The sequence below is a fragment of the Puerhibacterium sp. TATVAM-FAB25 genome (assembly GCF_046535855.1).
Taxonomy (GTDB): domain Bacteria; phylum Actinomycetota; class Actinomycetes; order Actinomycetales; family Cellulomonadaceae; genus Puerhibacterium; species Puerhibacterium variabilis_A.
Genome location: NZ_JAXUAK010000006.1, coordinates 117,882 through 141,347, shown reverse-complemented (window position 1 = coordinate 141,347; position 23,466 = coordinate 117,882). Strand labels below are relative to the sequence as shown.

The 23,466-nt window shown below is 77.3% G+C and carries 18 protein-coding genes; 3 read left to right on the top strand and 15 right to left on the bottom strand.

The genetic code is table 11. The annotated features are described in order from the left end of the window. Nucleotides 1–64: 64 nt before the first annotated feature. From U5M74_RS08170 to mraZ, 15 genes are all read right to left on the bottom strand, one after another. Nucleotides 65–538: a cell division protein SepF gene (locus tag U5M74_RS08170; protein ID WP_069983438.1), complete on the bottom strand. Its 474-nt coding sequence runs from the start codon at nt 536–538 to the stop codon at nt 65–67. A gap of 164 nt (nt 539–702) precedes the next feature. Further along, nucleotides 703–1,542 (bottom strand): polyphenol oxidase family protein, encoded by an 840-nt coding sequence (locus tag U5M74_RS08165; protein ID WP_410907909.1) that lies wholly within the window; start codon nt 1,540–1,542, stop codon nt 703–705. Between the two features lie 19 nt (nt 1,543–1,561). Beyond that, the gene (gene ftsZ / locus U5M74_RS08160) at nt 1,562–2,833 is read right to left on the bottom strand and encodes a cell division protein FtsZ (protein WP_410907907.1); all 1,272 of its coding nucleotides are present in this window, start codon (nt 2,831–2,833) and stop codon (nt 1,562–1,564) included. Between the two features lie 164 nt (nt 2,834–2,997). After that, nucleotides 2,998–3,687, bottom strand: a complete 690-nt coding sequence (locus U5M74_RS08155; RefSeq protein WP_410907905.1) for a cell division protein FtsQ/DivIB — start codon at nt 3,685–3,687, stop codon at nt 2,998–3,000. Between the two features lie 362 nt (nt 3,688–4,049). Then, nucleotides 4,050–5,444: a UDP-N-acetylmuramate--L-alanine ligase gene (murC, locus tag U5M74_RS08150; protein WP_410907992.1), complete on the bottom strand. Its 1,395-nt coding sequence runs from the start codon at nt 5,442–5,444 to the stop codon at nt 4,050–4,052. Nucleotides 5,445–5,518: 74 nt separating this feature from the next. Further along, the gene (gene murG, locus U5M74_RS08145; RefSeq protein ID WP_410907990.1) at nt 5,519–6,649 is read right to left on the bottom strand and encodes an undecaprenyldiphospho-muramoylpentapeptide beta-N-acetylglucosaminyltransferase; all 1,131 of its coding nucleotides are present in this window, start codon (nt 6,647–6,649) and stop codon (nt 5,519–5,521) included. Between the two features lie 152 nt (nt 6,650–6,801). After that, nucleotides 6,802–8,043, bottom strand: coding sequence for a putative peptidoglycan glycosyltransferase FtsW (locus U5M74_RS08140; protein ID WP_410907903.1), 1,242 nt, complete (start codon nt 8,041–8,043; stop codon nt 6,802–6,804). 18 nt (nt 8,044–8,061) lie between these two features. Continuing rightward, the gene (gene murD / locus U5M74_RS08135; protein WP_410907901.1) at nt 8,062–9,630 is read right to left on the bottom strand and encodes a UDP-N-acetylmuramoyl-L-alanine--D-glutamate ligase; all 1,569 of its coding nucleotides are present in this window, start codon (nt 9,628–9,630) and stop codon (nt 8,062–8,064) included. A 2-nt stretch (nt 9,631–9,632) separates the two neighbouring features. Then, nucleotides 9,633–10,715 (bottom strand): phospho-N-acetylmuramoyl-pentapeptide-transferase, encoded by a 1,083-nt coding sequence (gene mraY / locus U5M74_RS08130; RefSeq protein WP_410907899.1) that lies wholly within the window; start codon nt 10,713–10,715, stop codon nt 9,633–9,635. Continuing rightward, a complete protein-coding gene (locus tag U5M74_RS08125) occupies nt 10,712–12,175 on the bottom strand; it encodes a UDP-N-acetylmuramoyl-tripeptide--D-alanyl-D-alanine ligase (protein ID WP_410907897.1) in 1,464 nt (487 codons plus the stop codon). Before U5M74_RS08125 ends, mraY begins: the two co-directional genes overlap by 4 nt. Next, entirely contained in the window at nt 12,172–13,899 is a 1,728-nt protein-coding gene (locus U5M74_RS08120) for a UDP-N-acetylmuramoyl-L-alanyl-D-glutamate--2,6-diaminopimelate ligase (protein WP_410907895.1), read from the bottom strand. Before U5M74_RS08120 ends, U5M74_RS08125 begins: the two co-directional genes overlap by 4 nt. Nucleotides 13,900–13,982: 83 nt before the next feature. Continuing rightward, nucleotides 13,983–16,058: a peptidoglycan D,D-transpeptidase FtsI family protein gene (locus U5M74_RS08115; RefSeq protein WP_410907893.1), complete on the bottom strand. Its 2,076-nt coding sequence runs from the start codon at nt 16,056–16,058 to the stop codon at nt 13,983–13,985. A 74-nt stretch (nt 16,059–16,132) separates the two neighbouring features. Further along, complete coding sequence (locus U5M74_RS08110; RefSeq protein WP_410907891.1) at nt 16,133–16,558, bottom strand: hypothetical protein; 426 nt, start codon at nt 16,556–16,558, stop codon at nt 16,133–16,135. Beyond that, nucleotides 16,555–17,667, bottom strand: a complete 1,113-nt coding sequence (rsmH, locus tag U5M74_RS08105) for a 16S rRNA (cytosine(1402)-N(4))-methyltransferase RsmH (protein ID WP_410907889.1) — start codon at nt 17,665–17,667, stop codon at nt 16,555–16,557. Before rsmH ends, U5M74_RS08110 begins: the two co-directional genes overlap by 4 nt. A 276-nt stretch (nt 17,668–17,943) precedes the next feature. Further along, entirely contained in the window at nt 17,944–18,408 is a 465-nt protein-coding gene (gene mraZ, locus U5M74_RS08100) for a division/cell wall cluster transcriptional repressor MraZ (protein ID WP_142988826.1), read from the bottom strand. Between the two features lie 383 nt (nt 18,409–18,791). On the opposite strand from mraZ, the gene U5M74_RS08095 reads away from it, so the two are divergent. Genes U5M74_RS08095 through U5M74_RS08085 form a run of 3 tightly spaced genes read left to right on the top strand, consistent with a single transcriptional unit; the run spans nt 18,792 to nt 23,400 of the window. Then, nucleotides 18,792–19,829 carry an AAA family ATPase gene (locus U5M74_RS08095; protein WP_410907887.1) on the top strand — a complete coding sequence of 346 codons (1,038 nt, stop codon included), beginning with the start codon at nt 18,792–18,794 and terminating at the stop codon, nt 19,827–19,829. 2 nt (nt 19,830–19,831) lie between these two features. Continuing rightward, complete coding sequence (locus tag U5M74_RS08090) at nt 19,832–21,136, top strand: DUF58 domain-containing protein (RefSeq protein WP_410907885.1); 1,305 nt, start codon at nt 19,832–19,834, stop codon at nt 21,134–21,136. Then, nucleotides 21,133–23,400, top strand: coding sequence for a DUF3488 and DUF4129 domain-containing transglutaminase family protein (locus U5M74_RS08085; RefSeq protein WP_410907883.1), 2,268 nt, complete (start codon nt 21,133–21,135; stop codon nt 23,398–23,400). Before U5M74_RS08090 ends, U5M74_RS08085 begins: the two co-directional genes overlap by 4 nt. The last annotated feature ends 66 nt before the right edge of the window (nt 23,401–23,466 follow it).

Below are 23,466 nucleotides of genomic sequence, written 5' to 3'. Positions count from 1 at the left end.
GCCGGGCCGTCGGCACGCCGGAGCGACGGGCCGGCGGAGCCGGCCCGGGAGAGGTCGAGCCGGGTCAGCTCTGGTTGTAGAAGTGCCCCGGGCCCTTGGGCGCCGTGTCGACGTCGTCCTCGCCGGCGATCTCGACGTGCTCGGGCGAGAGCAGGAACACCTTGTTGGTGACGCGCTCGATCGAGCCGTGCAGGCCGAAGATCAGGCCGGCGGAGAAGTCCACCAGGCGCTTGGCGTCGGCGTCGTCCATGTCGGACAGGTTCATGATCACGGGCGTGCCGCCGCGGAACGCCTCGCCGATGAGGCGGGCGTCGTTGTAGGAGCGCGGGTGGATCGTGGTGATCCGCCGCAGGTCGGCGGCCGGCGCCGGGGTCGCCTCCCGCAGGGCGGGGCGGCGCAGCGGCGTCACCTCCGCCTGGTACTCGTCACGCACCGGTGCCTCCAGCTCGTCGTCGTACTCCTCGACGTACTCGTCCCGCTCGCCCTGGTCGTCGGCGAGCCCCAGGTACAGCATCGTCTTGCGAAGCGCTCCGGCCATCGCTCCCACTCCGTTTCGTCGGCCTGCCCGATCGCCGTCCGCGCTGGTCGTCCGGCTCCTCGCACGGTAACCAGCGACACCGGCGGGCGGTGCGCGACACGCCGGAGCGCCGCGCGCCCGACGAGCCGCCCTCCCGGTGCGGGCGCTGCGGGGCGTCGGTGCTGCTAGACCAGCACGACCACCCCGGCCTGCCGGCCCGTCGTCGTGCCGGCCGCCGTGGCGGCCCGGTGCGAGAACAGGTCCGGGTCCTCGAGCGTGCACCGCGCCACGCGGGCGGTCTCGACCCCGCGCTCCGCGAGCTGTGCCCCGACCCCGGCGGGCAGGTCCAGGGCCGGGGTCCCCTGCCGCGTGGTGGCCCGTGCGGCCGGGACGGCCGCGGCCACCTCGTCGCGCAGCGCCGCGGGGACCTCGTAGCACGCGCCGCAGACCGCGGGGCCGACCGCGGCACGCAGCCCGGACGGCGTCGCGCCCGCCGCGAGCATCGCGTCGAGGAGGCGGTGCACGACGCCGAGCGCCAGGCCGCGGCGCCCGGCGTGGGCGACGCCGACCACCCGCGCGCCGGCGTCGGCCACCAGCACCGGCACGCAGTCGGCGGCGAGGGCGCCCAGCCCGAGGCCCTCGGCGACGGTGACCACCGCGTCCGCCTCGCCCGCCGCGAGCGGCGGCTCCTCGGACGCCCACTCGGCCCGCTCCGCCTCGCCGAGCACGAGCACCCGGTCACCGTGCACCTGCGCCGCGAAGGCCACGGGCGCGCCGAGCCACGCGCCGACGCGCGCGCGGTTCTCCCGCACGAGCGCCGGGTCGTCACCCGTCCCGGCGCCCAGGTCCAGCGACGACCACGGCGCCGGCGAGACACCGCCGTGCCGGGTGGTGAAGCCGGCGACCACGCCCGGGCCCAGGTCGACCCGCAGCAGGCCCGCCCCGACGTCGTCCGGCAGGAGCGCCTCCTGCGACCACGCCGCCGTGGCGGGCGCCCCGGCCGCGTGGCCCGCGGGAGCGCTCACCGGCCGCCCTCCGGGTGGCTCACTTGAGGAAGTCGGGGACGTCGAGCTCCTCCTTGGGCGGCTGCGCGTCCCAGATGCGCGGCACCTCGACGGGACGCTCGACCGTCACGCCGTCCGACTCCTCGACGACCGACACGCGCGGGCGCTCGACCGGGTCGAGGCTCGCGGGCAGGTCGTCCGGGCCGGCCGGGATGGGCCGCGGCAGGGTGTGCGCGCCGGCGGGCGGCTGCGGCACGGGCGCCGTGGCCGGCGCCGGCTCCGCCGGGGCCGCGGTCACGGCCGGGCGCGGCGCGGACCGGCCGGCGATCTCGCCGAGGCCGCGGCCGTCCTTGCGCGCCTGCGGCACCCCGCCGTCGAAGCCGGCCGCGATGACCGTGACCCGGACCTCGTCGCCCAGGGCGTCGTCGATGACGGTGCCGAAGATGATGTTCGCCTCGGGGTGCGCGGCCTCCTGCACGAGGCGGGCCGCCTCGTTGACCTCGAACAGGCCGAGGTCGCTGCCGCCCTGGATGCTCAGCAGCACGCCGTGGGCGCCGTCGATCGAGGCCTCGAGGAGCGGCGAGGAGATCGCCAGCTCGGCCGCCTGCACGGCGCGGTCCTCGCCGCGGGCCGAGCCGATGCCCATGAGCGCGGAGCCCGCGCCCTGCATGACGGACTTGACGTCGGCGAAGTCGAGGTTGATCAGGCCCGGGGTGGTGATCAGGTCCGTGATGCCCTGGACGCCGGAGTGCAGCACCTGGTCGGCCTGGTGGAACGCGGCGATGGCCGAGACGTTGCGGTCGGACATCTGCAGCAGCCGGTCGTTCGGGATGACGATGAGGGTGTCGACCTCCTCGCGGAGGCTCTCGATCCCCTGCTCGGCCTGCACCGAGCGGCGGCGGCCCTCGAAGGTGAACGGGCGGGTCACGACACCGACCGTCAGCGCGCCGAGCGCGCGGGCGATGCGCGCGACCACCGGGGCACCCCCGGTGCCCGTGCCGCCGCCCTCGCCCGCGGTCACGAAGACCATGTCGGCCCCGCGCAGGACCTCCTCGATCTCCTCGGCGTGGTCCTCGGCGGCCTTGCGGCCCACCTCGGGGTCGGCGCCGGCGCCCAGGCCGCGCGTCAGCTCGCGGCCGACGTCGAGCTTGACGTCGGCGTCCGACATCAGCAGCGCCTGCGCGTCGGTGTTGATGGCGATGAACTCGACGCCCTTGAGCCCGACCTCGATCATGCGGTTCACGGCGTTCACGCCACCACCGCCGATGCCCACCACCTTGATCACTGCCAGGTAGTTCTGCGGAGTTGCCACGTCGATGCCTCTCGGGTCGTTCCTGGTTCCCGACGCCAACCCTCAGGCTCTACCTGAGGGTAAGTGTTATGTCAGGTTGCTGCTGTCCCGACGGTATGCGGCGCGCCGAACCGCGCGTCGGAGGACACGCGGCGTGTCGCGCGCGTTCCGCGCACGGCGCGTCGTCACCGGGTCACCGGCAGCTCGGGCGAGCTCACGTCGAGGACGCGCGCGTCCGGCGCGGCGCCCCGCAGCGACTGCACCACCCGGACCTTGAGCGGCATCCGCGAGTCGTCGCCCCAGCGGACCTCCAGCCCGGAGCGCAGGGCCACGCGCACGTCGTCCTGGGTGTCCGCGGCGACCTTGCGCACCTCGGCGCGCAGGTCGTCCGGCAGGCCGGCGAGCACGTGCAGCGCGGACCGCAGGGCGGGCGCGGCGTCCTCCCCCAGGGGCACGTCCACCACGGGCATCCCCTCGGGCGCGGCGTCGAGGGTGCCCACGCGCACGCCCTCGTCGTCGACCAGGGCGAACCGCTCCCCGTCGGGCACGGCCGCGACCGGCTCGCGCGCCGTGAGGCGCACGACCAGGCCGTCGGGCCAGCCGCGCGCGAGCGCGACGTCCTTGACGCCGTCGACGCCGAGGAGCTGCTCGCGCAGCGCCACGGTGTCGAGCCGGGTCAGCGGCACGCCCGCCTCCGCGCGCACCAGCTGCTCCACCTGGGCGACGTCGACGGTGCTGCCCTGGCCGCTGATCTCGACCCGGGCGGGGTCGAGCCCGAACAGCGGCGAGAAGAACGCCGCCCACGCCAGCCCCGCGACGGCCGCGACCGCGGCGGCCCACGCCCAGGCGGTGCGCCGCAGGCGGTGGCGGTGCATCGCCGAGCGCTCGGCCAGCCGCCGCGCCATGGTCGTGGAGACCCGGTCCGGCGCCGGGACCGCCTCCGCGCGGGCGGGACGGTCGACGCCGGCCGCGGGCCGCGCGCCGCCCGGCGCCGGCCGCGCGCCCTGGGGCGCCGGCGGCCGGCCCGGCCCGGCAGCCGGCGGCCTCGGCCGCTGCCCGCCGGGCGCCTGCCTCGGCGCCGGGCTCCCGGGGCGCGAGGCCGCCGGCGGGGCCGGCGACGCCGGGCGGGCCGGCTTTGGCGGGACGCGGGGACGGGCTGGCGGTCGCACGGCGCCATCCTCCCCCTGCGGCGCGGCGATCCGGCGGAGGCGACGCCGGGCGGCGCCGCCTCCGGCCGTCAGCGCGGCGCGCGCGCCGCGAGGTCGGCGAGCACCACCGGGGCCAGCTCCGTCACGTCGCCCGCGCCCACGGTGAGCACGAGGTCGCCGGGGCGGGCCAGCGCCGCGACCGCGTGCGCGGCCTCGGTGCGGTCCTCCACCGCCCGCACCCCGCCGCCCGACGCCGTGGCGGGCAGCAGGTCGGTGATCGTGCGGGCCGTCGTGGCGGGGTCCACGTCCTCGCGGGCACGGTAGATCCCCGTGACCACGACCTCGTCCGCGAGCGCCAGCGCGGCGGCGAACCGGTCGGCGAAGATCCGGGTGCGCGAGTACAGGTGCGGCTGGAACAGCACCAGCACCCGCCCCGTGCCGGCGACCGGCCGCGCCGCGCGCAGCAGCGCCTCGATCTCCGTCGGGTGGTGGGCGTAGTCGTCGACCACCCGCACGCCGCCGGCCTCGCCCCGGGGCTCGAACCGGCGGCCGGTGCCGACGAACTCCCCCGCCCCACCGACCGCCCGCGCCGCCGGCGCGCCCAGGAGGGCGGCCACCACGGCCGCAGCGGTGGCGTTGAGCGCGTTGTGGGCGCCAGGCACGGCCAGGCGCAGCGCGAGCGGGGTGCCCCCGAGCGGCCCGCCGGCGACGACGGCGTCCACGCCGTCCGGCCGAGCCGTGACGTCGCGCACGGCGACGTCCGCACCCGGGGCGGTCCCGTAGGTGACCGCCGTCCCGCCGCGGGCGCGGTGGGCCGCCGCGAGGGCGGCCGAGCCGGCGTCGTCGGCGCACGCGACCAGCGTGCCGCCGGGCTGCAGGCGGGCGGCGAAGTCGACGAACGCCTGGTCGAAGGCCTCGCGGGTGCCGTAGTGGTCGAGGTGGTCGGGCTCGACGTTGGTGACGACGGCCACCGTGGGCGCGTAGTTGAGGAACGAGCCGTCGGACTCGTCGGCCTCCGCCACCAGCACGTCGCTGGCCCCGAGGTGCCCGCCCGGCACGGCCGCCTCGACGCCGTCGGCCGTGCGCGTGCGCACGGTGCCGCCGATGGCGAACGACGGGTCGAGCCCGCACGAGCGCAGCACCGTGGCGATCATCGCCGAGGTGGTGGTCTTGCCGTGCGCGCCGGCGACGGCCACGGCGCGGCGCCCGAGCATGAGGGAGGCGAGCGCCTGGGACCGGTGCAGCACGCGCAGGCCGGCGGCGCGGGCCGCGGCGAGCTCGGGGTTGGTCTCGCGGACGGCCGAGGACACCACGACGGTGTCGACCCGGGGCGTGCCGTCGGCGCCGACCACGTGGGCGGCGTCGTGCCCGACCCACACGCTCGCGCCGTCCGCGCGCAGGGCTGCGAGCGCCGGGCCCTCGGCCGCGTCGGACCCCTGGACCGGCACGCCGTTCGCGGCGAGCAGCCGCGCGACGACGCTCATGCCCGCGCCGCCGACCCCCACGAGGTGGACGCGGCCGAGGGCGGCGAGCGGGACGGCGGGCGCGACCGCGGCGCTCACCGGGCACCCCCGGCAGGCGCCGCCGCCGCGACGGCCTGCTCGACGAGGTCGGCGACGCGCGCGGCGCCGTCGCGCACGCCCGCGGCCCGGGCGGCGGCGGCCATGGCGTCCAGGCGCGCGGGGTCGCCCAGCAGCGCCGGGACGTGCTCGGCGACCCAGGTGGAGGTGAGGTCGGCGTCGTCGACGAGCAGGCCGCCGCCGGCCTCGACGAGCGGCGTGGCGTTGAGCCGCTGCTCGCCGTTGCCGACGGGCAGCGGCACGTACACCGCGGGCAGGCCGAGGGCGGCGAGCTCGCAGACCGTGCCGGCGCCGGCGCGGGCGACCACGAGGTCGGCGACCGCGAGCGCCAGGTGCATGTCGGACAGGTACTCGCGCACCTGGTAGCGCCGGGTCTCGTGCGTGCCGGCCAGGCGACCGACGGCCTCGCGCACCGGGCCGTCCTTGTCCCGGCCGGTCAGGTGCAGCACCTGGGCGCCGGACTCCAGCAGGGCCGCGGCGGCGCGGGAGACGGCGGTGTTGAGGCTCAGCGCGCCCGAGGACCCGCCGGTGACGACCAGCGTGGGCAGCGTCGGCTCGAGGCCCAGGGCGTCGGCCGCCTGCACCCGCGCGGCGGCGGCGTCGGCCGCGCGGCGCGCGACGAGGTCGGAGATCTCGCGGCGCAGCGGCAGGCCGGTCACCACGGCGTCGCGCAGCGAGGTGCCCGGGAAGGTCGCGCCGACGCGGGCCGCCCAGCGGGCGCCGAGGCGGTTGGCGACGCCGGGGCGCGCGTTCTGCTCGTGCACGACGACGGGCACGCCGCGCCGGCGGGCGGCGAGGTAGGCCGGCGTCGAGACGTAGCCGCCGAACCCGACGACGGCCTCGGCGCCGACCTCGTCGATGGCCGCCTCGGCGGCGCGGACGGCGGCCGCGAGCTTGCCGGGCAGGGTCAGCAGCTCCACCGAGGGCCGCCGCGGCAGCGGCACCTTCGGCACCGGCCACAGGCGGTAGCCGCGCTCCGGCACGAGGTCGGCCTCGAGGCCGGAGGTGGTGCCGAGCACGAGGGCGCGCAGCCCCGGCTCGCGGGCGCGCAGCTCGTCGGCCACGGCGAGCAGGGGGTTGACGTGGCCGGCCGTGCCGCCGCCGGCCAGGACGACGGAGCGGACGCGGCGGCGCTCCGGCTCCCGGGGCTCCTGGGGTGCGCGGGCGGGGCCGTCGGCCGGGGTCTGGGGGGTACCGCTGTCTGTCACACCGCGACCCTACCGGGGGCGGGCGACGCCGCCGGGTCCGGACGGGGCGCCGGTCAGCGCGGCCGGCCGCGGCCCAGGACGGCGAGCGACCGGCGCACCACGCTGCCGCGCGCGGCGAGCACCTCGGCGGTGCCGGGCTCGGTGCGGGCGAAGCTGATGATCATGCCGAGCGCGGCCATGGTCGTCACCAGGGCGGAGCCGCCCGCCGACACCAGCGGCAGCGGCACGCCGATGACGGGCAGCACCCCGATCACCACGCCGATGTTGAGGAACGCCTGGCCGACGACCCAGCACGCCACCGCCGCGGTGGTCACCTGGACGAAGGGGTCGGGATGGCGGCGCACGAGGCGGCTCATCGCGAACCCGAGGATGACGAAGAGCGCCAGGACCATGAGCGTGCCGAACAGGCCGAGCTCCTCGCCGATGACGGCGTAGATGAAGTCGTTGTGCGCCTCGGGCAGGTAGCGCCACTTCTCCCGGCTCGCGCCGAGGCCGACGCCGAGCAGCCCGCCGGTGCCGAGCCCGTACATGCCGTGCAGCGACTGGTAGCACTCGCCCTGGGTGTCCGTGCACGGGCCGTAGGCGGCCATGATGCGCGAGAGCCGGTTGCTGCTGCTCTGGCCGAAGATGAACACGCCCACGACCAGGGCGGCCGCGCCGCCGGCCATCAGCCCGAACAGCTTCGCCGGGATCCCGGCGACCCAGAAGGCGCCCGCCACGAGGGCCATGACGACCATCGCCGTGCCGAGGTCCTTGCCGCCCAGGATGAGCGCGAGGAGGCCGGCGGCCCCCGGCAGGGCGGGCAGCAGCGCGTGGTTCCACCGGCCCAGCAGGTGCCGCTTGCGGCCCAGCACCGTGCCGAGCCACACGGCCAGCACGAGCTTGCCGATCTCGGCCGGCTGCATGGTGCCGATGACGGGCACGCGGATCCAGCCGGCGTTGCCGCCCTTGCTCGCGGACAGGGCGGGCACGAAGGTCAGCGCCTGCAGCACCAGGGCGACCAGCAGGCCGGGCCAGGCCAGGTTCTTGTACCAGCGCGTCGGGATGCGCGTGGCGACGATCAGCACCGGCAGGCCGATGAGCGCGAACCGGGCCTGGTTGAGGAACTCGGTGTACGGCGACTCGCTCTCGGCGATCGACGTGATCGTCGAGCTGGACAGCACCATGACGAGGCCGAAGGCGAGCAGCGCGATCGTCGAGCCCACCAGCAGGTAGTAGGTGGTCACCGCGGAGTTCCAGTACCCCAGGCGCGGCCGCTCGGCGGCGGCCCGCTCGGGGCCCGTGCTGACCGCCATGCGCGTCCCTCCGTGGTGCTACGGCTCCTGCGGCGCCAGGTCCGTCACGGCGGCCGCGAAGGCCTCCCCGCGGTGGGCGTAGGAGCGGAACTGGTCCTGCGAGGCGCCGGCCGGTGCCAGCAGCACGGTGTCGCCCGGCCGGGCGAGCTCCCGCGCGGCCGCGACGGCCCGGCGCATCACCGTCCCAGTGTCGCCGGGATCGACGGCGTGGACGGGGATTGCGGGGGCGTGTCGGGCGAGCGCCTCCGCGAACGGCGCCTGCTCGACGCCGATGACGACGGCGGCGCGCAGCCGGTCGGCGCGCGCGGCGACGAGCTCGTCGAACGAGGCGCCCTTGGCCAGCCCGCCGACCACCCACACCACGCTGCCGGGGGCGAACGCCGCGAGCGAGGCGGACGCCGCGTGCGCGTTGGTGGCCTTCGAGTCGTCCACGTACGCGACGCCGTCGACCAGGCCCACACGCTGGATGCGGTGCTCCCCCGGCCGGTAGGCGCGCAGCCCGTCGCGCACCGCGCGCGCGGGCACGCCGTGCGCCCGGGCCAGCGCCGCGGCGGCCAGGGCGTCGGCCACGACGTGCGGCGGCAGCGCCGCGGCGTCGCCGCCGGGGGCCAGGTGGGCGAGGTCGGCCAGCGTCCCGAGCTCGGAGGCGTAGCCCTGCCGGTCCCGGGCGCCCGCCGGGGCGTGGAACGCCCGGTCGACGAGGACGTCCTCCACGAGGCCGAGCATCCCCGGGCCGGGCGTGCCGAGCGTGAAGCCCGTGGCGCGCGCGCCCTCCGCGACGTCGGCCTCGCGCACCAGGTGCTCGGTGCGCGGGTCGGCGACGTTGTAGACGCACGCGACCTCGGCGCGCTCGTACACCCGGCCCTTGTCGGCGGCGTAGGCGTCCAGGGAGCCGTGCCAGTCGAGGTGGTCGGCCGCCACGTTGAGCACGGCGCCGGCCTGGAACGCCGTCGTGTGCGTGAAGTGCAGCTGGAAGCTGGACAGCTCGACCGCCAGCACGTCCAGCCCCGGGTCCAGCGCGGCCTCGACCAGCGGCCGGCCCACGTTGCCCACCGCGCGGGTGCGCAGGCCCGCCGCGTCGAGGATCGCGGCGAGCATCTCGACCGTCGTCGTCTTGCCGTTCGTGCCCGTGACGCCCAGCCACGGCGCCGGGCCGCGCGCGCCGCCGTCGGACGCCGCGCCGTCGGACGCCGCGCCGTCGGCCGGGGCGCGCTCGACGCGCAGGCGCCAGGCGAGCTCCACCTCGCTCCACACCGGCACGCCGGCCGCGAGGGCGGCGGCGAGCAGCGGCGCGGTGGGCCGCCAGCCGGGCGACGCCACCACGAGGTCGGCGTCGGCCACGACCCGTGCGACGACCGCGGGGTCCTCCGGCTCGCGGACGTCCGCGTCCGGCGCGCCGGCGTCGACCGTGACGAGCGCGGCGACGCGGGGCCGCAGCGCGCGCTCGACGGCCCGGCCGGTCACGCCGAGCCCGGCGACGACGACGCGGGCCTCGACGAGCGGGACGCGCGGCTCGACGACGCCGTGCCCGGGGGCGGGGTGCTCGGGGACGGGGTGCTCGGGGACGGGGTGCGGCTGCTCGGTCACGCTCAGCTCACGACCCACTCGGCGTAGAAGATGCCCATGCCGAGCGCCGCGAACAGCCCGGCGATGAGCCAGAACCGGATCACGATGGTGACCTCGCCCCACCCCGAGAGCTCGAAGTGGTGGTGCAGCGGCGCCATCTTGAACACGCGCCTGCGGGTCATCTTGAAGAACCCGATCTGGATGATGTCGCTCAGCACGATGATGACGAACAGGCCGCCGATGATCGCGGCGAGGATCTCGGTGCGCGACAGGATCGACAGGCCGGCCAGCGCGCCGCCGAGGGCCAGCGAGCCGGTGTCGCCCATGAAGATCTTCGCCGGGCTGGCGTTCCACCACAGGAAGCCGAGGCAGGCGCCCACGACGGCCGCCGCGACGATCGCCAGGTCCTGCGGGTCGCGCACCTCGTAGCAGCGCGGCCCGGCGGCCACCAGCCGCTGGCAGGACTGGTTGAGCTGCCAGATGCCGACCAGCACGTACGCGCCGAAGACGGCGAGCGAGGTGCCGGTGGCCAGGCCGTCGAGGCCGTCCGTGAGGTTGACCGCGTTCGACCAGGCGGTGATGAGGAAGTTCGCCCAGATGACGAAGAGGATCAGGCCGATGGTGGTGCCGGCGAACGCCAGGTCGATGTTGGTGTCCCGCAGGAACGAGATCTTCGTCGAGGCGGGCGTGCGGTTGGAGGCGTTGGGGAACTGCAGCGCCAGCACCGCGAACGAGATGCCCACGAAGCCCTGGCCGACGATCTTCGCCCGGGCGGTCAGGCCCAGCGACCGCTGCTTGCGGATCTTGGTGAAGTCGTCGAGGAAGCCGACCAGCCCCAGGCCGGTCATGAGGTACAGCGCCAGCAGCGCCGAGACGCTCGGCAGCCGTTCGGACACCAGCATCGACGCGGCGACACCCACGAGGGTCGCCGCGATGATGACGACGCCGCCCATGGTCGGGGTGCCGCGCTTGGTGAAGTGCGCCGTCGGGCCGTCCTGGCGGACGAACTGCCCGTAGTTGCGGTGCACGAGGAACCGGATGAACAGCGGCGTGCCGAAGAGCGCCACGAGCAGGGCGACGCCCGAGGACAGCAGGATCGCGATCACTGGACGGCCCCCGCGGGCTTGAGCTCGCCCGAGGCCAGCTCGTCGCCCAGGTGCCACAGGCCCGAGCCGTTCGACGCCTTGACCAGCACGACGTCTCCGGGGCGCAGCTGCTCGGCGAGGACGGCGCGCGCGGCATCGAGGTCGGGGACGAACACGCTCTCCTCGCCCCAGGACCCCTCCTGCAGCGCGCCCTCGTGGATGTGGTACGCGCCCTCGCCGACGACGACGAGCAGCTTGACGTTCAGCCGCACCACGAGCCGGCCGATCGCGTCGTGCGCCTCGCGGGCGGTGTCGCCCAGCTCGCGCATCTCCCCCAGCACCGCGACGGAGCGCCGCTCGCGGCCCGCCATCACGGCGAGCGAGCGCAGCGCGGCCCGCATGGAGTCGGGGTTGGCGTTGTAGGAGTCGTCGACGACGGTGATGCCGTCGGAGCGCTCGGTCACCGCCATGCGGTGCGGGCTGACCGGCGTCGCGGCCGACAGGCGCTCGGCGACCACCTCGGGGGCGAGGCCCACCTGCAGCGCGACGGTGGCGGCGGCCAGCGCGTTGGTCACGTGGTGCTCCCCCACCAGCCGCAGGCTGACGGGCGCGCGCACCTCCTCGCCGGCGGACGTCGCGCCGAGCGCGCCGGCGCGCACCCGCAGCGTGAACGCGGCGCGGCCCGCGGCGTCGATCGTGACGCGCTCGGCGCGCACGTCGGCCGCGGGGATGGTGCCGAACGTGACGACGCGGGCGCCGGCGTCGACGGCCTTGGCGGCCATGCCGGCCACCCGCAGGTCGTCGGCGTTGAGCACCGCGACGCCGTCCGACACCAGGCCGGTGACCATCTCCGACTTGGCCTCGGCGATCGCCTCGACGCTGCCGAAGACGCCCAGGTGGGCCGAGCCGACGGCGAGCACGACGCCCACCTGGGGCGGCGCGACCGAGGTGAGGTAGGCGATGTTGCCGACGCGGTCGGCGCCCATCTCCAGCACGAGGGTGCGGGTGGCGGGCGTCACGCGCAGCACGGTCAGCGGCAGGCCGACCTCGTTGTTGAACGACCCGGTCGGCACGACGGCCTCGCCGTCGGGCGCGAGCAGCTGGCCCATGAGGTCCTTGGTCGTCGTCTTGCCGACCGACCCGGTCACGGCGAGCACGCGCAGGTCCGGGCTGGCCGCGCGGACGCGCGCGAGCACCACGCGGGCGAGGTCGCCGAGGGCGCCCTGCACGTCGTCGACGACGACGGCGGGCACGCCGTCCACCGGCCGCGCGGCCAGCACCAGGGTCGCCCCGGCCGCCACCGCGCCGGCGGCGAAGTCGTGGCCGTCCACGCGCTCGCCGGGCAGGGCCACGAAGAGGGCGCCCGGCTCCACGAGCCGGGAGTCGACGACCACCGGTCCGGTGACCCGTGCCTCGGGGTCCGCGGCGGCGAGGCGACCGCCCGTCGCCTCCGCGACCTCGGCAGCGGTCAGCTCGATCATGCGGTGGTCGTCCTCTCGTCCTGGGGGTGCGTGGTGGGGTCCGTGGTGGGATCCGTGGTGAGGTCCGTGGTGGGGACCTGCGGGGTGTCCTGCGCCCCGGGCGGCGCCGACTGCCGGGCGGCCAGCGCCGCGCGGGCCTCGACGCGGTCGTCGAGCGGCAGGTCGACGCCCGCGACGTCCTGGATGGTCTCGTGCCCGCGGCCGGCGACCAGCACCGTGTCGCCCGGGGCCGCGTCGGCCACGGCGCGGCGGATCGCCTCCGCGCGGGGCGCGACCTCGTGCAGCACGACCTCGCGGCCGGCGTCGCGGGCGGCCTGCTGCGCCGCGCGCGCCCCGGCGAGCACCGCCGCGCGCACGGGCGCCGGGTCCTCGCCGTGCGGGTCGTCGTCGGTCACCACGACGACGTCGGCGCCCGCCACGGCGGCGGCGCCCATCGCCGGGCGCTTGCCCTTGTCCCGGTCGCCGGTGGCGCCGAAGACGACGACGAGCCGGCCGGCCGTCGTCGGGCGCAGCGCGGCCAGCGCCAGCTCGAGGGCCTCGGTGTTGTGCGCGAAGTCGACCACGACGCGCGGCGACGTCGCGTCGCCGGCGCCGACGACCTCCATGCGGCCGGGCACGACGGCCGACAGGCCGCCGGCGGCGTCGAGCGCCTCCTGCACGTCCTGCAGGTGCGCGCCGCCCTCGAGCACCATGACCAGCGCGAGCGCCGCGTTGGCCACGTTGAAGTCGCCGGGCAGCGACGTCGTCGTGCGCACGGTGCGCCCGTCGACGTGGGTGACGGTGAACGCCGAGCCGGTGCCGTGCGGGACCACGCCCGAGACGGTCCAGTCGGCCGCCGCGGCGGCGCCGCCGTCGTCGCCGGCGGGGCGGGTACGCAGCGTCGCCACGGGGACCTGGGCCGCCTGCGCCATGCGCTCGCCCCACGCGTCGTCGACGACGACGACGCCGCGCCGGGCGTGCTCGGGCGTGAACAGCCGCGCCTTGGTCTCGAAGTACGTCTGCAGGTCGCCGTGGAAGTCGAGGTGGTCCTGGCTGAGGTTGGTGAAGCCCACGACGCCGTACTGGACGCCGTCGACGCGGTGCAGGGCCAGCGCGTGCGACGACACCTCCATCGCGAGGGTCCGCACGCCGTCCTCGAGCATCGCGGCGAGCAGGGCCTGCAGGTCGGCGGCCTCCGGCGTGGTGAGCCGGGAGGGCAGCACCCGGTCGCCCGAGCGCATCTCGACGGTGCCGACGAGCCCGCCCTTCCAGCCGAGGGCGCGCAGCACGTGGTCGACCTGGTAGGTCGTGGTGGTCTTGCCGTTCGTGCCGGTGACCCCGAACGTCATGAGGTGCTCGCCCGGGCTGCCGTACACCCAGGCGGCGACGGGGCCCAGCACCGCGCGGGGGTCGGCGGCCACGAGCACGGGGACCGGCGCGCCGTCCCGCTCGAGCGGCACGGCGGCGACCAGGGCGGCGCCCTCGGTGTCGGTGAGCACGGCGCGGGCCCCGCGGGCGACGGCGTCGGCCGCGTACCGGGCCCCGTGCGCGTGCGCGCCGGGCAGCGCCACGAAGAGGTCGCCGTCGGCGACGACGCGGTTGTCGGAGGCCACCGAGGTGACCGTCACGGGCTCCGCGGGCGACGACGGCACGTCCACCGTCTCGAGCCCGAAGGTCAGGGCCAGGTCCCGCACCTTCCGGGGCGGGGTGCCCACGGGCCGGATGCGGTCGTACGGGGATGTCACGCAGTAGACCCTAGCGGGTGAAGCCGACCGGTCCCGGTCGGCGGCAGCCGCCGCCGGGCTCCCCCACGCGCTCCCCCACGGGCTCACCACGTCAGCGGGTAGGTCGTGCTCGCGGGAGTGCTCGGCGGCACGTCCTCCTTCTGCAGCACGAAGCCCATGACGTCGCGGAACACCGGGGCTGCGACGACGCCGCCGAAGATGGACGAGCGCGGGCTCTTGAGGAAGACCGACACGGTGTAGCGCGGGTCGTCCGCGGGGGCCACGCCGATGAAGGACGCCATGTACGTCACACCACCGCCGGGCAGGAAGATCTGGGCCGTGCCGGTCTTGCCGGCGATGCGGTAGCCGGGCACCTGCGCGCCCTCCGCCGTGCCCTCCTCGCTGGTGACCTCCTCGAGCATGCGCATGAGGGTGTCGGCCGTCTCCTCGGAGACCACGCGCGTGCCCTCCTCCCGCTCGGCCGGCTCGAGCTCACCGCCTGCGGTGCGCGTGCCCGCCAGCAGGGTGGGCGTCATGCGGACGCCGCCGTTCGCGACCGTCGAGAACACGCTGGTGGCCTGGACGGCGTTGACCGTCAGGCCCTGGCCGAACGTCACGGCGTACCGCGTGCGGCCGTCCCAGGCGTCCACCGGGTGCACCGTGCCGCGCGACTCGCCCTGCAGGCCCAGGCCGGTCGGCTCCCCCAGCCCGAACCGCTTGAGGTAGTCGTGCTGCGTCTGCGGCGAGATCTTCTCGGCCACCTGCACGGTGCCCGAGTTCGACGAGTGCGCCAGGATCCCGGCGAGCGTCAGCCTCTGCACCTCGTGCTCGTGGGAGTCGCGGAACGTCTGGCCGTTCGGCGTGGTGAACGCGTACGGCACCGTGAACCGGCTCTCGGGCGTCCACGCCCCCGTCTCCAGGGCCGCGGCCATGGTGATGACCTTGCCGGTCGAGCCCGGCTCGAAGGTGTCCTGGACGGCGCGCGAGCCCTGCGCCACCTGGGCCGTCGAGCGGTCGTTCGGGTCCACCGACCCGGAGTCCGCGATGGCGAGCATCTCGCCGGTGCGCGTGTCCTGCACCAGCGCGATGCCGTACTCCGCCCCGCTGGCCGACACGGCCTGGTCGAGGGAGTCCTGCGTCTTCCACTGGACGTCGTGGTCGATCGTGAGCACGACGTCGCGGCCGGGCACGGCCGCCTCGGACTCCTCCGCGCCGCCGGGGATCGGCACGCCGTCGCGCGAGCGCTCGTACGTCGTGGTCCCGGGCGTGCCGGCGAGCACGTCGTCGTACATGCGCTCGATGCCGCCCTGGCCCTCCTGCTGGGAGTTGACGAACCCCACGAGCGTGCCGGCCACGGTGCCCGACGGGTACGTGCGCTTGGAGGTGAGGTCCGTGCTGACGTACGCGCCCAGCTGGAGGTCGGCGATCGCGCGCTGCACCTCCGGCACCACGTCCTTGGCCAGCACGACGTACCGGCCGTCGCCGTTGATCGTGGCGGCCAGCTCGTTCGTCGGCAGGTCGAGGATGGGCCCGAGCAGCTGCGCGACGCCGAGCGCGCCGTCGGCGACCTCGCCGCCCTCGGAGTCCACGCGGCTGCCGCCGCGGAAACTCTGGATCGCCAGGGGGTCGGCCACGACGGTGTACCGGTCGACGGACGTGGCCAGCACGGTGCCGTCGACGTCCGTGATGTCGCCGCGGTGCGCGACGGTCGTCGTCGTGCTCATGCGCCCCTCGAGCGCCTCCGCGGCGAGCGCCGGGGCCTGGAACACCTGGATGTGGACGAGCCGGCCGACGAACACCAGCACGACGACCGCGGCGAGCACGGTGAGCCACTTCTGGCGCCGCGCCGGCGACGGCGGCGCCGGGGGCCGGCCCTCGCCCGTCGGCCGGCCGGGGGTGCGGGGCGTGCGCCGCACGGTGGCGGCGCGCTGCCCGATGCCCTCGGCGCGCGCGCCCGCCGTCGGGCGGGCCGGGCGTGCGGTCGGCCGCCCGCCGCGGGCGGGGACGGCTCCCGTCGTGCCGCGGGGGGTCGCGGAGCTCGGGGTCGTGCCGCGCGACGTCGTGGCGCGGGGGGTCGTGGCGCGCGACGACGTGGCGCGGGGGGTCGCGCCACGGGCCGCGGCGGGACGGGGCGTCGCGGCGCGCGGCGCGGCGCCGCGCGCGTCGCCGGGATTCCTCACGCCCCGATTCTGGGCTGCCGAGGGCCGCGCGGGGCGCGAGGCGCCCGCGCGTGTCGCAGGAGCCTCGCGCCGGGTCACGGCTGCGCCGGGGCCCCGCCGACCACCTGGCCGGTGGCCGCGCTGAGGATCGTCGGGTCCTCGGCGGGCACCATCCCGAGGTCGCGCGCCCGCTCGGGCAGCGACGCCTCTGCGGCCCGCAGCTCCGCCTGCTTGGACTGCACGTCCTGGGCGACCCGGGCGACCTCGCGCTGCAGACCCGCCTGCTCGTAGGAGCCGCGCGCCATGGTGGTGTTCAGCACCAGGGCGAACAGCAGGGCGGCCGCCAGCAGCGCCCCGCAGATGGCGAGGAACGGCATGCTCGACCGGGCCTGCAGCGGGGCGCGGACGGCCTCCAGCCGGCGGTGGGACCGCCCGCCGGGCAGGGCGGTCAGCGGCGCGCGGCGCGGCGCGGGGGCGACGCGCCTCGAGGGGACGGCTGCCGGGGCTCGCAGTGCGCTCATCGACGCTCCTCGGGGTTCGTGCGGGTGCTGGGTCGGGCGGTGGGTCGGGTGGTGGGTCGGGTACCGGGCCGTGCGGTGGTGCGGCTGGTGCTGCGGCCGGGCCGGGCGGGGGCCGCCGCGGCCGGGCGCAGGTGGTCGGGCGTCGGCCGCAGGCGCGCGGCGGCGCGCAGCCGGACGGACGCGGCGCGGGGGTTGCGCTCGAGCTCCACGGCGTCCGCCTCCTCGGCGCCGCGCGTGAGCGGCTCGAGGTACGGCCGGTGCGTCTCCGGCTCGACGGGCAGCCCGGGCGGGGCCGACGACGTCGTGCCGCGCTGGATCGCGCGCTTGACGATCCGGTCCTCCAGCGAGTGGTACGACTCGACGACGAGGCGACCGCCGACCGCGAGCGCCTCGATCGCGGCGGGTACCGCGCGCTCGAGCACCTCGAGCTCGCCGTTGACCTCGATCCGCAGCCCCTGGAACGTGCGCTTGGACGGGTTGCCGCCGGTCTTGCGCGTCGCCGCGGGGATCGACGCGCGCACCAGCTCGGCGAGCTCGCCGGTGCGCTCCCAGGGCCGCTGCTCGCGGCGGCGCACGATCGCGCGGGCGATGCGGGCGGCGAACCGCTCCTCGCCGTACTCGCGCAGCACGCGGGCGATCTCGCGCTCCTCGTAGGTGTTGAGCACGTCCGCCGCGGTGAGGCCGGCCGTCTGGTCCATCCGCATGTCGAGCGGGGCGTCCTGGGCGTACGCGAAGCCGCGCTCGGCCTCGTCGAGCTGCAGCGAGCTGACGCCGAGGTCCATGAGCACGCCCTGGACCCCGTCGAGCCCGGCGTCGGCGACGACGTCGGCGATCTCGTCGTAGACGGCGTGCACGGGGGTGAAGCGCTCGCCGAACCGGGCCAGGCGGGCCGAGGCCAGGCGCAGGGCCTGCGGGTCGCGGTCGATGCCGATCACCCGCGCGGTGGGCACCTGCTCGAGCACGGCCTCCGTGTGGCCGCCCATGCCGAGGGTGCAGTCGACGAGCACGCTGCCGGGCTCCTGCAGCGCCGGGGCGAGCAGGTCCACGCAACGCTGGAGGAGCACGGGCAGGTGCCGGTCGGCGGCGCTGGCGTCGTCGGTCGGTGCCACGGGTGCTCCTTCCTTGGGGTGGCGTGCGGTCTGCGGTGTCGGTGCTGCTCGTCGGTGCTGCTCGTCGGTGCTGCGGGCGGGCTGCGTCGAGGCCCCGTCCGGCCAGGTCTCCCTCCGCGTCCTTCTGGCGTCGGGGAAGTACGCCAGACCTCTCGCGGGAGGAGGCCTCGCGGGGCGGGGCCTCGGGGTCGTGCGATGTTCGGCTGTGGTGGCGCCGCCCTGCGGCACCTGCCGCCCGAGACGCCGTCGGACCGGTCCACCGGTCCGCCGGACGGCTCAGAACTGCAGGTCCGGGAAGATCTGCTCCGCCGTCTCGGAGTACGCGGACTCCTGCTCGGCGAGGTAGGTCTCCCAGGCCGTCTTGTCCCAGACCTCGACGCGGGTGCCGGCGCCGATGACGGCGACGTCCCGGTCGAGACCGGCGTACGCGCGCAGGGCCGGCGGGATCGAGACCCGGCCCTGCTTGTCCGGCACCTCGTCGCTCGCGCCCGACAGGAACACGCGGAGGTAGTCGCGCGCCTGCCGAGAGGTCACGGGAGCCTGCCGGACCTGCTCGTACATGCGGGAGAACTCGTCCATCGGCAGCAGGAACAGGCACCTCTCCTGCCCTCGCGTCATGACGAGACCGTCGGCGAGCCGGGACCGGAACTTCGCGGGGAGGATCAGCCGGCCCTTCTCGTCGAGCTTGGGGGTGTACGTGCCCAGCAGGAGACCCGCGCCCACCAGCGGCTCGGCTCCCACCACGGCTCGCACCTCCCCCTCGCGCTCCCGCTCGCTCCACCGTACTCCACTTCCCTCCACCCGGCCTGGGAAAACGCCGCGTGCCGCTCCCCGGAGCGGGTGAAACTCCGCGCAGCACCAGGTCAGCGGCGCGAGGTGCCGGTGGAGGGCGGTGGAGGCCCGGACGGCACCGTGCGCGCGCCGCCCGTCGGGGCGGGCGGCCCGCCCCGTCCTCGGCGGCCGCCCGGCCCCGCGGCGGGCGCCCGGTTCACCAGCGGCCGGCGACACGTGCGCGCCGCCGGGCCAGTAGGCTGCGGGCACCGGCGGTCGCGAGGGTGCGGACGTCGCCAGCACCACCCGAGCAAGCAGATGCCGAGCTGGGCCAGTGGTCCTCGGAGGTCGCCGTGCAGCCCGAACCCGTCCTGGACGCCGCCGCCACCGCGCCCGGCGCACCGCCCCCGGGCGCCGCGCCGGCGCCCGCGCTGCCGGGGCTCGCCGACGAGCTGGTCGAGGCCACGTCCCGGGTCCGGGCCGCGCTGGAGTCCGTCGTCACCGGGCGGCCGCACCTCGCCGAGCTCACCGTCGCCGTCCTGCTCGCCGAGGGCCACCTGCTCGTGGAGGACGTCCCGGGCGTGGGCAAGACGACGCTGGCCAAGGCGCTCGCCCGCAGCATCGACTGCCGGGTGGGCCGGGTGCAGTTCACGCCGGACCTGCTGCCGAGCGACCTCACCGGCGTGAGCATCTTCCGCGCCGCCACGCACGAGTTCGAGTTCCGCCCCGGCCCCGTGTTCAACAACATCGTGATCGGCGACGAGATCAACCGCGCCTCCCCCAAGACGCAGTCGGCGCTCCTGGAGTGCATGGAGGAGGGCCAGACCACCGTCGACGGCACCACGCACCGGCTGCCGCGACCCTTCCTGGTCGTCGCGACGCAGAACCCGGTCGAGATGGAGGGCACCTACCCGCTGCCGGAGGCGCAGCGCGACCGCTTCACCGCCCGGATCACCGTCGGCTACCCCGACCGCGACGCGGAGATGCTGATGCTCGACCGCCAGGAGGCGGCCACCCCGCTGGACCACCTGCAGCCGGTCACGACGGGCGCCGCCGTCGCGCGGTACGCCGACGCGGTGCGGCACGTGCACGCCGCCGGCGCCGTCAAGCAGTACGTGCTCGACCTCGTCGGCGCCACGCGGCACCACCTCGGCCTGCGCCTCGGCGCCTCGCCGCGCGCGTCGCTGCAGCTGCTGCGGGTGGCCAAGGCGGTCGCCGCCATGGACGGGCGCGACCACGTGCTGCCGGACGACGTGCAGCGGGTCGCGGCCCCCGTGGTGGCCCACCGGCTCATCCTGTCGACCGAGTCGCGGCTGGCGGGCACCACCCCGGAGCAGGTCGTGGCCGAGATCGTGCAGCGCACGCCGGTGCCGGCCGCCGTCAGGGGCTGACCGTGCCGCGCCGCGCCGTCGCGCCGCTGCGCCGGGCCGCCCGCGCCCGCCTCACGCGCCGCGGCGTCGCCCTCGTCGCCGCCGGCGTGCTCCTGGCCGTGGTGGGCGCGACGCTGGCGCTGCCCGACGTCGTGGCGCTGGGCGCGGCGGCGGTGCTCGCCGTGGTGGTCGCCGTCGTCACCCTCGCCGCGCGGGGGCTCGAGTCCGGCCGCGGCGCGCTCGTGGTCGACCGCCAGGTGCAGCCCCACCCGGTCGTGCGCGGGCAGCAGGGCGACACCCACCTCGTCGTCGCCGCCCGGACGGCGAGCGCCGCGGCGTACGAGCGGCTGGCCCGCCTGCGCCTGTCCGAGCAGGCCGCGCACGAGCTGGTCGGGCCCGAGGGCGTGCGCGCCCGCGTCACGGCACGGGCCGACCGCGTCGACGTGCGCTACGGCCTGCACCCGCGCCGCCGCGGCCGCTGGACGCTCGGTCCGCTGCTGACCTCGCGCACGGACGTCTTCGGCCTCGCGCGCACCACCGAGCCGCTCGGCGGGGCCACCACGGTGGCCGTCTGGCCGCGGACGACGGAGCTGCCGGTGCGCTCGGCGCTGCTGGGCGACGTGGAGCACGCCGCCTCCGGCACCCGGCTCGCCTCCCCCGACGACTCGGTGGTGCGGGAGTACGTCGCGGGCGACGACCCACGCCGCGTGCACTGGTCGAGCGCGGCCCGGCGCGGGCGGCTCATGGTGCGCAGCGACGAGGCGGCCGGCGTGCGGCCGGTGAGCGTGCTGCTGGACCGGGCGCTGCTCCCGGCGCCGGGCGCGGCGCGCTCGGTCGGCGGGCTCACCGAGCACGACGGCGAGTGGGCGGTCGAGCTCACCGCGTCGGTCGCCCTCGCGTTCCTCGCGGCGGGCCACCCCGTGCGGCTCGTCGGCACGGCGACCACGCCGCCGGCCGCGGTGCCGTTCGTCACCGGGGCGGCCTCGGGCCGCGCGGCGCTGCTCGACGCGACCGTCGACCTGACCGGCACGGCGAGCCCGGACGAGGCGCGCCGCGCCCTGGTGACCACGGCCCGGGCGCTGCGCGCGCTGCGGACGGGCGGCGAGGCCGTGCTCGCCGTGCTCCCGGCGCTGCCCGCCGGCACGGCCCGGGACCTCGCCGGCCTGGCCGGCGACGGCGGCTGCCACGCGCTGGTGGTCGCCCCGGACCGGACCGACGGCGCCGACACCGTCGCGGCGCTGCGCGCCGCCGGGTGGCGCGCCGTCGCCGCGCTGCCCGGGGAGCCGGTGGAGCAGGCGTGGGCGGACCTGACGGAGGTGCGGCGATGACGGGCTCCCGGCACACCCCCCGGCTCGTGGCGTCGACCGCCCTGGTCACCCTGGCGACCGCCGCCTCGCTGCTCGGCCTCACCGCGGTGGTCCTGCCCGGGCCGTGGGTGGCGGCCGCGCTGGCCGGCGTCGTGCTCGTCGCGGCCGCCGCGGCCGGGACGCGCGCGGCCATCGGCGCCCGCCGGGCCGCCCGCCCCGGCGGGAAGGACGACGGCGGCGTGGGCTCGGTGCTGCCGACGCTCGCCGCCGCGGTCGTCGGGGCGTGGTACCTCCTGGCCCGCTACGGCGCCCCCGGCGAGGGGCCGCGCTGGGTCCCCGGCCCCGACGCCGCCGGCCGGGTGCTGGACCGGCTCGGCCAGGCGGGCGAGATCATGCGCGGCGAGGTCGCCCCGGTCGTCGGCAGCGCGCCCATCGCGATGCTCTGCGTCGGCGGCGCGATCGTGGTGCTGCTCGTGGCGGACGCGCTCGCCTCGGGGCTGCGCCACCCCGTCCTCGCCACGGTGCCCGTGCTCGTGCTGTGGTTCCCCCCGCTCGTGCTGGTCGGCCAGGTGCCCTGGGGCGTGTTCGTGGTGACGGTCGCGGCGCTGCTGCTCGGGCTCGCCCTGGACGGCGCGCCGCCGGCACGCCGCAGCGCCGCGCCGGGGGCGGCCCGGGCCGTGCGGCGCGCCGGCCACCGCCGCGCGGCGGCCACGACCCTCACCGCGTCCGTCGTGGCCGTCGCGGCCCTCGTCGCCGGCACCGGCGCCGGGGCGCTGCCGGGCGGCTCCGGGTCGTGGACGGACGCCTTCACCACGGCGGCGCGCACCGTGCGCCTCTCCGAGGACCTGGACATGTACCGCAGCCTCACCACGCGCTCGGACGAGGTCGTGCTGCGGTACACGAGCTCGACCGGCGACGACGTCGGCCCGCTGCGGATCATGACGCTCTCGGCGTTCGACGGCCGGGACTGGGGCCGCGGCCCGCAGCGCGAGGGCGAGGCCTTCGACCCCGAGGACGTGCTCGCCCCCGCCGAGGCGCCGCTCACCGGCGACCGCGTGGAGCTGGACGTCACGGTGGGCACCCTGCGGGAGGACCAGCTCCCCGTGTCCATCGAGCCGCGGGACCTCGCCGGCCCGGCCGAGGGGTGGCGCTACGACGCCGGGCGCGACGAGGTGGTCGGCGGGCCGCGCACGCAGGAGGGCGACCGCTACGAGATCGGCGTGCACCCGCGCGCGCTGAGCCCCGACCGGCTGCGCGGCGCCCCGGAGACCACCGACGTCGACGACGCGTTCCTCGCGGTGCCGGGCTCGGCCCACGCCGCGGACGTCGCGGCGGTGGCCGCCGAGGTCGCCGGCGACCAGCCGACGCGGTACGACCAGGCCGTGGCCCTGCAGACCTACCTGCGCGACACCACCCGGTTCGCCTACGACACCGAGGTGCCGCGCGGTCGCACCGGCGACGCGGTGTGGGACTTCCTGCAGCAGCGCACCGGCTACTGCGTCCAGTTCGCCACCACCATGGTGGTGCTGGCGCGGTCGCTCGGGATCCCGGCCCGCCTGGCGGTCGGCTTCCTGCCGGGGCAGGCCGACGACGACGGCGTGTGGGAGGTCACCGGCCAGGACTCGCACGCCTGGCCCGAGCTGTGGTTCGAGGACACGGGCTGGGTGCGGTTCGAGCCCACGCCGGCCGTCCAGACCGGCGCGGCCCCGCAGTACGCCGACCCCTCGCTGGGCGCCGGCGCGACGCCGCAGCCGCCGTCCCTGGAGCAGGAGCGCCCCCGCGGCCCGACGGCGTCCGCGGCGGCACCGCCGCCCACCCTCGCGCCCACGGCGACGTCCGCGCCGGCCGCCGCGGCAGAGCGCGGCACGCCGTGGGGGGCGTGGGCCGGGGCCGTCGGCGTCCTCGCGCTCGCCGCGGCCGCGCTGGCGCTGTGGCTGCGCCGGCGCGAGCGGCCCGAGCGGCAGCTCGACCCGGAGCGCGCGTGGGAGCGCGTGCTGGTGGCGCTGGCGCGCCAGGGCGTGACGCTGCCGCCGTCGACGACGCCGCGCGCCGCCCCCGCCGCGGCGGCCGCCGCGCTGGAGGCCCGCACCGGGCGCCCGCTCGCGCCGGAGGCGCAGGACGCGCTGGCGCGGCTCGCGCGCGCGCTCGAGGACTGGCGCTACGCGCGCCGCGCCCCCGACCTCGCCGCCGCGGAGCTCGACGAGCTCGTCGCGGCGGTCACCCGGGCGCTGGCCGCCGGGGACGACCGCGCGGCGCGGACCCGCACGCCGGCCGGCGTCGGCTGATCCGACCCCTGACCCGCGCCGGGCCCGGCCGGGCACGATCTCCCCGTCCTGGGGTCCGCCGCGGGC